General features: G+C 59.6%; 15 protein-coding genes. All 15 read left to right on the top strand.

Annotation, left to right across the window (positions count from 1 at the left end):
* The first annotated feature begins 544 nt into the window (after nucleotides 1-544).
* The 15 genes from ACQG11_RS11395 (at nucleotide 545) to phnO (ending at nucleotide 11,753) form a co-directional block, all read left to right on the top strand.
* Entirely contained in the window at nucleotides 545-880 is a 336-nt protein-coding gene (locus ACQG11_RS11395; protein WP_022646789.1) for a zinc ribbon domain-containing protein YjdM, read from the top strand.
* An 80-nt stretch (nucleotides 881-960) separates the two neighbouring features.
* Entirely contained in the window at nucleotides 961-1,392 is a 432-nt protein-coding gene (gene yjdN / locus ACQG11_RS11390; protein ID WP_022646788.1) for a VOC family metalloprotein YjdN, read from the top strand.
* Nucleotides 1,393-1,565: 173 nt separating this feature from the next.
* Complete coding sequence (gene phnC, locus ACQG11_RS11385) at nucleotides 1,566-2,354, top strand: phosphonate ABC transporter ATP-binding protein (protein ID WP_003860210.1); 789 nt, start codon at nucleotides 1,566-1,568, stop codon at nucleotides 2,352-2,354.
* A 23-nt stretch (nucleotides 2,355-2,377) separates the two neighbouring features.
* Nucleotides 2,378-3,394: a phosphonate ABC transporter substrate-binding protein gene (gene phnD / locus ACQG11_RS11380; protein WP_426728371.1), complete on the top strand. Its 1,017-nt coding sequence runs from the start codon at nucleotides 2,378-2,380 to the stop codon at nucleotides 3,392-3,394.
* A gap of 50 nt (nucleotides 3,395-3,444) precedes the next feature.
* The gene (phnE, locus tag ACQG11_RS11375; RefSeq protein WP_022646785.1) at nucleotides 3,445-4,224 is read left to right on the top strand and encodes a phosphonate ABC transporter, permease protein PhnE; all 780 of its coding nucleotides are present in this window, start codon (nucleotides 3,445-3,447) and stop codon (nucleotides 4,222-4,224) included.
* Between the two features lie 20 nt (nucleotides 4,225-4,244).
* Nucleotides 4,245-4,970, top strand: coding sequence for a phosphonate metabolism transcriptional regulator PhnF (phnF, locus tag ACQG11_RS11370; RefSeq protein WP_022646784.1), 726 nt, complete (start codon nucleotides 4,245-4,247; stop codon nucleotides 4,968-4,970).
* Nucleotides 4,971-5,423: a phosphonate C-P lyase system protein PhnG gene (phnG, locus tag ACQG11_RS11365; RefSeq protein ID WP_417648347.1), complete on the top strand. Its 453-nt coding sequence runs from the start codon at nucleotides 4,971-4,973 to the stop codon at nucleotides 5,421-5,423.
* Nucleotides 5,420-6,004: a phosphonate C-P lyase system protein PhnH gene (gene phnH, locus ACQG11_RS11360; protein ID WP_023305278.1), complete on the top strand. Its 585-nt coding sequence runs from the start codon at nucleotides 5,420-5,422 to the stop codon at nucleotides 6,002-6,004. The genes phnG and phnH overlap by 4 nt, the downstream gene beginning before the upstream one ends.
* Nucleotides 6,004-7,068 (top strand): carbon-phosphorus lyase complex subunit PhnI, encoded by a 1,065-nt coding sequence (locus ACQG11_RS11355; protein WP_048966818.1) that lies wholly within the window; start codon nucleotides 6,004-6,006, stop codon nucleotides 7,066-7,068. Before phnH ends, ACQG11_RS11355 begins: the two co-directional genes overlap by 1 nt.
* Entirely contained in the window at nucleotides 7,061-7,906 is an 846-nt protein-coding gene (gene phnJ / locus ACQG11_RS11350; protein WP_023299113.1) for an alpha-D-ribose 1-methylphosphonate 5-phosphate C-P-lyase PhnJ, read from the top strand. The genes ACQG11_RS11355 and phnJ overlap by 8 nt, the downstream gene beginning before the upstream one ends.
* Nucleotides 7,903-8,658: a phosphonate C-P lyase system protein PhnK gene (phnK, locus tag ACQG11_RS11345; protein WP_003860225.1), complete on the top strand. Its 756-nt coding sequence runs from the start codon at nucleotides 7,903-7,905 to the stop codon at nucleotides 8,656-8,658. Before phnJ ends, phnK begins: the two co-directional genes overlap by 4 nt.
* 306 nt (nucleotides 8,659-8,964) lie before the next feature.
* On the top strand, nucleotides 8,965-9,645 hold the full coding sequence (phnL, locus tag ACQG11_RS11340) for a phosphonate C-P lyase system protein PhnL (protein ID WP_022646780.1): 681 nt from the start codon (nucleotides 8,965-8,967) through the stop codon (nucleotides 9,643-9,645).
* A complete protein-coding gene (gene phnM / locus ACQG11_RS11335; protein ID WP_038415093.1) occupies nucleotides 9,642-10,778 on the top strand; it encodes an alpha-D-ribose 1-methylphosphonate 5-triphosphate diphosphatase in 1,137 nt (378 codons plus the stop codon). Before phnL ends, phnM begins: the two co-directional genes overlap by 4 nt.
* The gene (phnN, locus tag ACQG11_RS11330) at nucleotides 10,775-11,326 is read left to right on the top strand and encodes a ribose 1,5-bisphosphokinase (RefSeq protein WP_032621424.1); all 552 of its coding nucleotides are present in this window, start codon (nucleotides 10,775-10,777) and stop codon (nucleotides 11,324-11,326) included. Before phnM ends, phnN begins: the two co-directional genes overlap by 4 nt.
* Nucleotides 11,319-11,753, top strand: coding sequence for an aminoalkylphosphonate N-acetyltransferase (phnO, locus tag ACQG11_RS11325; protein WP_063147139.1), 435 nt, complete (start codon nucleotides 11,319-11,321; stop codon nucleotides 11,751-11,753). The genes phnN and phnO overlap by 8 nt, the downstream gene beginning before the upstream one ends.
* Nucleotides 11,754-11,756 lie beyond the last annotated feature (3 nt).

The following is an 11,756-nucleotide window of genomic DNA, read 5'->3' as shown; positions in this document are numbered from 1 at the left end:
GTTTTTTTAATTATACTGTTCAGGCTTATATGATCACGTATGGAAAACATGTTCATTTAATACAAGTAACTGAAGATAATGAGAATTTAAATCTCACCCTTCTAATACGTGTAAAACATCCCTCTGGTCAGAAGACCAAAAGTAAATAGACAAAACGCATTTTCAGGAAACATCAGGAGATATCATCGTTATTTACCCACCAAAAAAGAGAGGTATTCCCTGACACCAAAAGATGTATAGCATCAGAAAGGATAGATAAATAACGGCTTGTTCCTTCACCTTATCCGAAATGGCACAGCGTAGCAATTTGCTGTAATAAAATATTCGATATATTTATCATCATAACGATCACTGCCGTGCAGGGCATAAGCTTCCCTTAATTCACTGACAGTTCGTGTCATCTTTTACGCATTTTTGCGCTATTTTTCTAAAACAATATCACCGACAAAAGTGGGGATTTGCGTTATACTCGCTGCCTTTTTCGGCACACTGCCGTCATTTAGCTGGCGTTTTCCAGCGTGTTAACACTTTTGAGGATACCAACATGCAACTTCCACACTGCCCGAAATGCAATTCTGAATACACCTATGAAGACAATGGCATGTTCGTTTGCCCGGAATGCGCCCATGAATGGAACGATGCGGAGCCTGCGCAGGACAGCGATACGCTGATTGTGAAAGACGCGAACGGCAACCTGCTGTCAGACGGCGACAGCGTTACCGTTGTGAAAGATCTGAAGGTAAAAGGCAGTTCTTCCATGCTGAAGATTGGTACCAAAGTGAAAAACATCCGTCTTGTTGAAGGCGATCATAATATCGATTGCAAAATTGACGGCTTCGGTCCGATGAAACTGAAATCTGAGTTCGTGAAAAAGAACTGATTGACCCGCCCGGTGACGCTTCGCTTACCGGGCGTCCGGGAACTACACTTAACGGGCTTTTCTTACGTGAGGTAAAGATTATGCCGTTAAGTCCCTACATCTCTTTCGCCGGCAACTGTGCGGAGGCCACCGCCTTCTATCAGCAGGCCGTCGGCGCAGAACTCCTCTACAAAATCACCTTCGGCGAAATGCCTAAAGACGAAAACAGCGAAGAAGGCTGTCCGTCCGGCATGAACTTCCCGGATACCGCCATCGCCCACTCTAACGTCCGCATCGCGGGCAGCGACATTATGATGAGCGACGGGATACCGCCTGGCAGCAGCGCGCAATACGCGGGTTTCACACTGGTGCTCGACACCCAGGATGTGTCGGAAGGCAAGCGCTGGTTCGACAACCTCGCCGATGGCGGCAATATTGAAATGGCCTGGCAGGAGACCTTCTGGGCGCACGGATTTGGCACTGTGACCGACAAATACGGCGTGCCGTGGATGATTAATGTCGTTAAATCGTAGGCTGGATAAGCGCAGCGCATCCGGCAACAGCGTCCGGTGGCGCTGCGCTGGCCGGGCCTACGGTGATTGTCATCAAATCCCCCTCAACTCTTCAAACTCCCGCAACCAACACTTAACCTGAATGTCATATTGATACGCCAGCATGAGGCCACATTTATCGTGAGGCCCAGCACATGCAAACTGTCATTCGCGTCGAGAAACTGAGCAAAACCTTCCATCACAACAAGGCGCTGCATGCCGTTGATCTGACCGTCCAGCAGGGCGAAATGGTGGCGCTGCTGGGGCCATCCGGTTCAGGAAAATCCACCCTTCTTCGTCACTTAAGCGGCCTCATTACCTGTGACAAAACGCCGGAAAGCCGCGTCGAGCTGCTGGGTAACACCGTGCAACATGCGGGGCGTCTGGCGAGCGATATTCGCAAAAGCCGCGCGCAGACGGGCTATATCTTTCAGCAGTTCAACCTTGTGAACCGCCTGACGGTGCTCGAGAACGTGCTGATTGGCGCGCTCGGCAGCACCCCGTTCTGGCGCACCTGCCTGCGCTGGTTCTCCCCTTCCCAGAAACAAGAAGCCTTACAGGCGCTGACCCGCGTCGGCATGGCGCATTTTGCCCACCAGCGCGTCTCAACGCTCTCCGGCGGACAGCAGCAGCGCGTCGCCATCGCCCGCGCTCTGATGCAGAAAGCCAAAATCATTCTGGCCGATGAGCCTATCGCCTCGCTGGATCCGGAATCGGCCCGCATCGTGATGGAAACCCTGCGCGACATCAACCAGAACGACGGCATCACCGTGGTGGTGACGCTGCATCAGGTGGATTACGCCCTGCGCTACTGCGAGCGCATCGTCGCCCTGCGTCAGGGCCACGTGTTCTTCGATGGCGCCAGCCATCAGTTTGATAACGAACGTTTTGATCATCTCTACCGCAGCGTAAACCGCGTCGAAGAACGCGCGCAGGCTGCTTAACGCCCCGATAACGAGGAATGGAAATGAACTACAAAGCCGTTGCCGCGCTGGCCTTCACCAGCATGTTCAGCATCAGCACCCTGTTAAGCCCGGCCTGGGCAGAGGAACAGGAAAAAGCGTTGAACTTTGGCATCATTTCAACGGAATCACAGCAAAACCTGAAGCCGCAGTGGGAACCGTTCCTGAAAGATATGGAAACCAAACTGGGGATCAAAGTGAACGCCTTCTTCGCCCCGGACTACGCGGGCATTATCCAGGGAATGCGCTTCAACAAAGTCGACATCGCGTGGTACGGCAACCTCTCTGCCATGGAAGCGGTAGATCGCGCCAACGGCCAGGTCTTTGCCCAGACCGTTGCAGCAAACGGCTCCCCGGGCTACTGGAGCGTGCTGATCGTTAACAAAGACAGCCCGATCAACAACCTCAACGATATGCTCGCCAAACGCAAAGAGCTGACCTTTGGTAACGGCGACCCGAATTCTACGTCCGGCTTCCTCGTCCCGGGTTACTACGTCTTCGCGAAAAACAACATCTCCGCCAGCGACTTCAAGCGCACGGTTAACGCCAGCCACGAAACCAACGCCCTGGCCGTAGCGAACAAGCAGGTAGACGTTGCCACCAACAACACTGAAAACCTCGACAAGCTGAAGACCTCCGCGCCGGACAAGCTGAAAGCGCTGAAGGTGATCTGGAAATCGCCATTGATCCCGGGCGACCCGATTGTGTGGCGTAAAAACCTCTCCGAAAGCACCAAGGACAAGGTCTACGACTTCTTTATGAACTACGGCAAAACGCCGGAAGAGAAAGCAGTGCTGGCGCACCTGGGCTGGGCACCGTTCCGCGCGTCCAGCGATTTGCAGCTGGTGCCGATTCGCCAGCTGGCGCTGTTTAAACAGATGCAGGGCGTGAAGGACAACAAAGGTCTGAAGGAAGAAGAGAAGACCAGCAAAGTGTCGGAAATTCAGGCGCAGCTGGACGATCTCGACCGCCTGACCGCCGCGCTCGGGGCGATGACCAGCGTGAATAAAGCGGTGCAGTAACTCAAGTCCCCTCTCCCACAGGGAGAGGGAGAACAGATTAAGGAGCCAACATGCAAACCATCACCCTCCCGCCGCCAAAGCGCAGCTGGTTCTCGCTCATAAGCTGGGCCGTTCTGCTGGCGGTGCTCGTTATCTCCTGGAAGGGCGCGGAAATGGATCCGCTGCTGCTCTTCAGGGACTCGGGCAACATGGCGACCTTCGCCGCCGACTTCTTCCCGCCGGACTTCAGCCAGTGGCAGGACTACCTCAGTGAAATGGCCACCACCCTGCAAATCGCCGTCTGGGGCACCGCCCTCGCCGTGATCCTCTCCATTCCGTTTGGCCTGATGAGCGCCGAAAACATCGTGCCGTGGTGGATCTACCAGCCGATGCGTCGCCTGATGGACGCCTGTCGCGCCATCAACGAAATGGTCTTTGCGATGCTGTTCGTGGTCGCCGTCGGCCTGGGTCCGTTCGCTGGCGTGATGGCGCTGTTCATCCACACCACCGGCGTACTCTCCAAGCTGCTCTCCGAAGCGGTTGAAGCCATCGAGCCCGGCCCGGTGGAAGGCATCCGCGCAACCGGCGCGAACAAAATCGAAGAGATCCTCTACGGCGTCCTGCCGCAGGTCATGCCGCTGCTCATCTCCTATTCGCTATACCGCTTCGAGTCCAACGTTCGCTCCGCCACCGTGGTCGGCATGGTGGGCGCAGGCGGTATTGGCGTCACCCTGTGGGAAGCGATTCGCGGTTTCCAGTTCCAGCAAACCTGCGCATTGATGGTGCTCATCATCGTCACCGTCAGTCTGCTGGATTTCCTCTCTCAACGCTTGCGTAAGCACTTCATCTGAGAAGCGAGGCTTTGATTGGTATGCACTTATCCAGACATCCGACCAGTTACCCTACCCGCTGGCAAGAGATTGCGGCAAAGCTCGAAGTGGAGCTGCGCACGCACTATCGGTGCGGCGACTACCTGCCTGCCGAGCAGCAGCTTGCCGACCGCTACGAAGTGAATCGCCACACCCTGCGTCGCGCCATCGATCAGCTGGTGGAACGCGGCTGGGTCCAGCGTCGTCAGGGCGTCGGCGTGCTGGTGCTGATGCGTCCGTTTGACTACCCGCTCAATGCTCAGGCGCGTTTTAGCCAGAACCTGCTCGATCAGGGCAGCCACCCCACCAGCGAAAAGCTGCTGTCTGTCCTGCGCCCGGCCTCCCGCCACGTAGCGGACGCGCTGGGGATTCAGGAGGGCGACAACGTCGTTCACCTGCGCACGTTGCGCCGGGTGAACGGCGTGGCGGTCTGTCAGATCGACCACTACTTCGCGGACCTCTCCCTCTGGCCCGTGCTGCAACATTTCGCCAGCGGTTCCCTGCATGATTTTCTTCAGGAGGCGACGGGTATCGCGCTCAAACGCACCCAGACGCGCATCAGCGCCCGCCGCGCGCAGGCTAAAGAGAGCAAGGTGCTGGAGATCCCCAACATGGCCCCGCTGCTCTGCGTGCGCACCCTCAACCACCGTGACGGCGACGTCAACGCAACGGAATACTCCGTCAGCCTGACCCGCGCCGACATGATTGAATTTACCATGGAGCACTGAATGCACTTCGACACCTCCACTCGTCAGCGCTGGATGCGCGTGCTGGCCCACAGCCAGCCTGCTGCGCTGGCTGCCAGCATGAACGCGCTCGGCCTGACGCCGGACTACGACACGATCCGCGCGCCGGAGATCGGCCTGGTGCAGATCCAGGCACGCATGGGCGGCACCGGCGAGCGCTTCTTCGCCGGCGATGCCACCCTCACCCGCGCGGTGATCCGCCTGAGCAGCGGCACGCTGGGCTACGGCTACGTACTTGGACGCGACAAAACGCACGCCGAGCGCTGCGCGGTTATCGACGCGCTTTTACAGGAACAGCCGCATTTTCAGACCTTAATGGAAACCCTTATTGCCCCGCTGGAAGCTGACCGCGCCGCACGCCTTGCCGCGCGTCAGGCCGAAGTGAATACCAGCCGGGTCGACTTCTTTACGCTCGTTCGCGGAGACAACGCATGACGCTTCAACCTGCCTTTACCCTGGCCGTCCAGGATGCCCAACAGAGTTTCCGTCGCCTGCTGAAAGCCATGAGCGAGCCCGGCGTGATCGTCTCGCTGCACCAGCTTTCGCAGGGCTGGCTGCCGCTGAATCTCGCCTCTACCAGCGTGCTGCTGACGCTGGCGGACAACGACACGCCGGTATGGCTGTCAGGGGCATTGCTGAACGATATCGCCAGCCAGAACCTGCGCTTTCATACCAACGCGCCGCTGGTCGAGCAGCCCCAGCAGGCGGTCTTCGCCGTGGCAGACGAGCAAATCAGCCACGAGCAGCTTAACGCCCTGAGCGAAGGCAGCGCCGTCGCCCCGGAAACCAGCGCCACGCTGATTTTGCAGGTCTCCAGCCTGAGCGGTGGTCGCATGCTTCGCCTGACGGGTGCAGGCATCGCCGACGAGCGGATGGTCGCCCCCCAGCTGCCGGAGTGCATCATCCATGAGCTGACCGAGCGTCCGCATCCGTTCCCGCTCGGCATTGACCTGCTCCTGACCTGCGGCGAGCGCCTGCTGGCGATCCCGCGAACTACCCACGTGGAGGTGTGCTGATGTACGTTGCCGTCAAAGGGGGCGAGAAGGCGATCGCCGCCGCCCATGCCTTGCAGGCGCACAGACGCCGGGGGGATGACGCTCTTCCCGAGCTGAGCGTCGCCCAGATTGAACAGCAGTTAAATTTGGCCGTCGACCGCGTGATGACCGAAGGCGGCATCGCGGACCGTGAGCTGGCGGCGCTGGCGCTGAAACAGGCCAGCGGCGATAACGTGGAAGCCATCTTCCTGCTGCGCGCTTACCGCACAACGCTTGCGAAGCTGGCGGTGAGCGAGCCGGTAAATACGGCGGAAATGCGTTTAGAGCGCCGTATTTCTGCGGTGTATAAAGATATTCCTGGCGGCCAGCTGCTTGGCCCCACCTACGACTACACCCATCGTCTGATGGACTTCGCTCTGCTGGCAAACGGTGAAACACCGCAGCTCAGCGCCTCTGATGCTGAACAAGACGCCTCCCCGCACGTCTTTAGCCTGCTGGCAAACCAGGGGCTGGCGAAGGCGGAAGAAGACACCGGCAGCACACCGGATGACATCACCCGCACGCCGCCGGTCTATCCCTGTTCGCGCTCGTCCCGTCTGCAACAGCTGATGCGCGGCGACGAAGGCTATCTGCTGGCGCTGGCCTACTCCACGCAGCGCGGCTACGGGCGCAACCACCCGTTCGCGGCAGAGATCCGCAGCGGCTATCTCGATGTCGAAATTGTGCCAGAAGAGCTGGGGTTTGCGGTGAACATCGGCGAACTGCTGATGACCGAGTGCGAAATGGTCAACGGTTTTGTCGCGCCAGAAAATGAAGATCCACACTTTACCCGCGGCTACGGGCTGGTGTATGGCCTGAGCGAGCGCAAGGCGATGGCGATGGCGCTGGTTGACCGTGCGCTCCAGGCGCCGAACTACGGCGAGCATATTGCAGGCCCGGCACAGGACGAAGAGTTCGTGCTGGCCCACGCGGATAACGTTGAGGCCGCGGGCTTTGTCTCGCACCTCAAGCTGCCGCACTACGTCGATTTCCAGGCCGAACTGGAACTGCTGAAACGCCTGCAACGGGAGCGCGCCAATGGCTAACTTAAGCGGCTACAACTTTGCCTATCTGGACGAGCAAACTAAACGCATGATCCGCCGCGCCATCCTTAAGGCTGTGGCGATCCCCGGCTACCAGGTGCCGTTCGGCGGCCGCGAAATGCCGATGCCCTACGGCTGGGGCACCGGCGGTATTCAAATCACCGCCAGCGTGATTGGCGAAGCGGACGTGCTGAAGGTCATCGACCAGGGGGCAGACGACACCACCAACGCCGTGTCGATCCGCAACTTCTTCAGGCGCGTAACGGGCGTCAACACCACTGAAAAAACCGAAGACGCGACGCTGATCCAGACCCGTCACCGCATTCCGGAAACCCCGCTGACTGAAGATCAGATTTTGATTTTCCAGGTGCCGATCCCGGAGCCGCTGCGCTTTATCGAGCCGCGGGAAACCGAAACCCGCACCATGCACGCCCTGGAAGAGTACGGGATCATGCAGGTCAAACTGTATGAGGACATCGCCCGCTTCGGCCATATCGCCACCACCTACGCCTACCCGGTGAAGGTGAATGGCCGCTACGTGATGGACCCGTCGCCGATCCCGAAATTCGATAACCCGAAGATGGACATGATGCCCGCCCTGCAACTTTTTGGTGCCGGACGTGAAAAACGCATCTACGCCGTACCGCCGTTTACCCGCGTAGAGAGCCTGGATTTCGACGATCACCCGTTTACGGTGCAGGAGTGGGACGAGCCGTGCGCCATCTGCGGATCCAAACACAGCTATCTGGATGAAGTGGTGCTGGACGACACGGGCAAACGGATGTTTGTCTGCTCCGACACCGATTACTGCCGCCAACAGAGCGAGGCGAACAGCCAATGAAACCGCTGCTTTCGGTTAACAACCTGACTCACCTTTATGCGCCGGGCAAAGGCTTTAGCGACGTGTCGTTTGAGCTGTGGCCGGGCGAAGTGCTGGGCATCGTCGGCGAGTCCGGCTCCGGTAAAACCACCCTGCTGAAGTCCATCTCCGCGCGCCTGACGCCGCAGAATGGCGACATTTTGTATGAGGGCGTATCGCTGTACGGCATGAGCGAAGCCGAGCGCCGCCGCCTGCTGCGCACCGAGTGGGGCGTGGTGCATCAGCACCCGATGGACGGCCTGCGCCGTCAGGTGTCAGCGGGGGGCAACATCGGCGAACGGCTGATGGCCACCGGCGCACGCCACTACGGCAATATCCGCGCCACGGCGCAGCACTGGCTGGAGGAAGTTGAAATCCCCGCCTCGCGCATCGACGACCTGCCGACCACCTTCTCCGGCGGCATGCAGCAGCGTTTACAGATTGCCCGCAATCTCGTCACCCATCCGAAGCTGGTGTTTATGGACGAACCGACCGGCGGGCTGGACGTATCCGTGCAGGCTCGCCTGCTCGACCTGCTGCGCGGCCTGGTGGTGGAGCTGAACCTGGCGGTGGTGATTGTCACCCATGATTTAGGCGTCGCGCGCCTGCTGGCGGACCGTCTTCTGGTGATGAAGCAGGGTCAGGTGGTGGAAAGTGGGTTAACCGACCGGGTGCTCGACGATCCGCATCATCCGTACACCCAGCTGCTGGTGTCGTCGGTGTTGCAGAACTGAGGGCGCTGTTGCCGGGTGGCGCTGCGCTTACCCGGCCTACGAACAGCGCACCCGTAGGCCGGGTAAGGCGAAGCCGCCACCCGGCAAAACGAACACCGCACCCGTAGGCCGGGTAAGGCGAAGCCGCCACCCGGCAAAACGAACACCGCACCCGTAGGCCGGGTAAGGCGAAGCCGCCACCCGGCAAAACGAACACCGCACCCGTAGGCCGGGTAAGGCGAAGCCGCCACCCGGCAAAACGAACACCGCACCCGTAGGCCGGGTAAGGCGAAGCCGCCACCCGGCAAAACGAATCGCGAGGCAAAAATGATCCACGTTGAAAATGTCAGTAAAACCTTTGTACTCCACCAGCAAAACGGTGTCCGCCTGCCGGTACTGCAAAATGCCTCATTAGAGGTCAGCAACGGCGAATGCGTGGTGCTGCATGGCCATTCCGGCAGTGGAAAATCCACCCTGCTGCGCTCCCTGTATGCCAACTACCTGCCGGACGAAGGCCATATCCATATCCGCCATAACAATGAATGGGTCGATCTGGTCCAGGCTCCCGCGCGCAAGGTGCTGGAAGTACGCCGCTCGACGATCGGCTGGGTCAGCCAGTTCCTGCGAGTGATCCCGCGGATCTCTGCCCTGGACGTGGTCATGCAGCCCCTGCTGGATCTCGGCGTGCCGCGCGAAACCTGCGCCGCTAAAGCCGCCAGCCTGCTGACGCGTCTCAACGTACCGGAGCGTCTGTGGCACCTCGCCCCGTCGACCTTTTCCGGCGGCGAGCAGCAGCGCGTGAACATCGCCCGCGGCTTTATCGTCGATTACCCGATTTTACTCCTGGATGAACCCACCGCCTCGCTCGACAGTAAAAACAGCGCAGCGGTGATGGAACTGATCGAACAGGCCAAAGCGCGCGGCGCGGCGATCGTCGGGATCTTCCACGACGACGCCGTACGCCATCGCGTGGCGGACAGACTGCACCCGATGGGGACAAACGTATGATTATCAATAACGTCAGGCTGGTACTGGAAAATGAAGTCGTGAACGGCTCGGTTGAGGTCCGGGACGGTGTCATCCGCGCCTTTGCTGAAACCCAGAGCCGCTCACCGGACGCGATGGATGGCGAAGGCGGTTGGCTGCTGCCGGGGCTGATTGAGCTGCATACCGATAATCTTGATAAATTTTTCACGCCCCGCCCGAAGGTCGACTGGCCTGCTCATTCAGCGATGAGCAGCCACGACGCGCTGATGGTCGCCAGCGGCATCACCACGGTGCTGGACGCGGTGGCGATCGGCGACGTGCGCGACGGCGGCGATCGGCTGGAGAACCTGGAGAAGATGATCAACGCCGTGGAGGAGACGCAAAAGCGCGGCCTCAACCGCGCCGAGCACCGCCTGCACCTGCGCTGCGAGCTGCCGCACCACACCACCCTGCCGCTGTTTGAAAAGCTGGTGGGCCGCGAGCCGGTCTCGCTGGTTTCCCTGATGGATCACTCGCCGGGGCAGCGCCAGTTCGCCAACATTGAAAAGTATCGCGAATACTATCAGGGCAAATACGCGCTCAATGATGCCGAGATGGCGCGCTATGAAGAAGAGCAGCTCCAGCTTGCGGCGCGGTGGTCGCAGCCGAATCGTCTCTCCATTGCCGCGATGTGCCGTGACCGTAATATTGCCCTGGCCAGCCATGATGATGCCACGCACGACCATGTTCGCGAATCCCACCAGCTTGGGAGCGTGATCGCCGAATTTCCCACCACGTTCGAGGCGGCAGAGGCATCGCGTAAGCATGGCATGAACGTGCTAATGGGTGCGCCGAACATCGTGCGCGGCGGGTCACACTCCGGCAACGTGGCGGCAAGCAAGCTCGCCTCCCTCGGCCTGCTGGATATCCTCTCATCTGACTATTACCCCGCCAGCCTGCTGGACGCGGCCTTCCGCGTCGCGGACGACGAAGGCAATAGCTTCACGCTGCCGCAGGCGATTCGCCTGGTGACGAAAAACCCGGCCTCGGCGCTTAATCTTCACGATCGCGGGGAAATTGCCGAGGGGAAACGGGCCGATCTGGTGCTGGCGCACCGTAAGGGCGAGCACATTCATATCGACCACGTCTGGCGTCAGGGAAAAAGGGTGTTCTGATGGGAAGACTCATCTGGTTAATGGGCCCGTCCGGCTCCGGGAAGGACAGCCTGCTGTCGGCGTTACGGCAGCGGGAACACTCACAGCTGCTGGTGGCGCACCGCTATATCACGCGCGATGCCAACGCCGGAAGCGAAAACCATATCGCCCTGAGCGAGCAGGAGTTTTTTACCCGCGCCGGACAAAACCTGCTGGCGCTAAGCTGGCATGCCAACGGTTACTACTATGGCGTCGGCATTGAGATCGACCTCTGGCTGCACGCGGGGTTCGACGTGCTGGTTAACGGCTCACGGGCGCATCTCCCGCAGGCTCGCGCCCGGTACGAAGCGGCGCTGCTCCCGGTCTGTTTGCAGGTTTCCCCGGAGGTTCTGCGTAGCCGGCTGCAAAAGCGGGGGCGCGAAAACGCACGCGAGATCGACCAGCGGCTGGAACGGGCGGCGCGCTACACCCCGTCGGGTTGCCATCTCCTCAATAACGACGGAAGTTTGCTACAGTCAGTCGAGACCTTTCTATCGCTTATTCGCCAGAAGGAGAAACAGCATGCCTGACTGCCAGCTTCGCCCCGCCACCGCCGACGATGCGCCGATCGTTTACGCTCTGATCTGCGAACTTAAGCAGGCCGAGTTCGATCATCAGGCGTTTCACGCCGGGTATCTGGCCAACTTGCAGGATCACAATATGCGCTACCAGCTGGCCGAGCTGGACGGGAAGATCATCGGGATGATCGGCCTGCACATGCAGTTTCACCTGCACCACGCCCGCTGGATCGGCGAGATCCAGGAGCTGGTGGTGATGCCGCAGGCGCGCGGATTAAAAGTGGGCAGCCAGCTGCTGGCCTGGGCAGAGGACGTCGCGCGACAGGCAGGCGCCGAGCTGACCGAGCTTTCCACCAGCGTGAAGCGCGTGGACGCGCACCGTTTTTATGTTCGTGAAGGGTATACGCAAAGCCATTTCCGCTTCACCAAACCGCTGTAGAGG

This window comes from Enterobacter cloacae complex sp. 372C4 (assembly GCF_050030615.1).
GTDB lineage: Bacteria > Pseudomonadota > Gammaproteobacteria > Enterobacterales > Enterobacteriaceae > Enterobacter > Enterobacter intestinihominis.
This window is presented reverse-complemented; position numbering and strand designations above follow the sequence as displayed.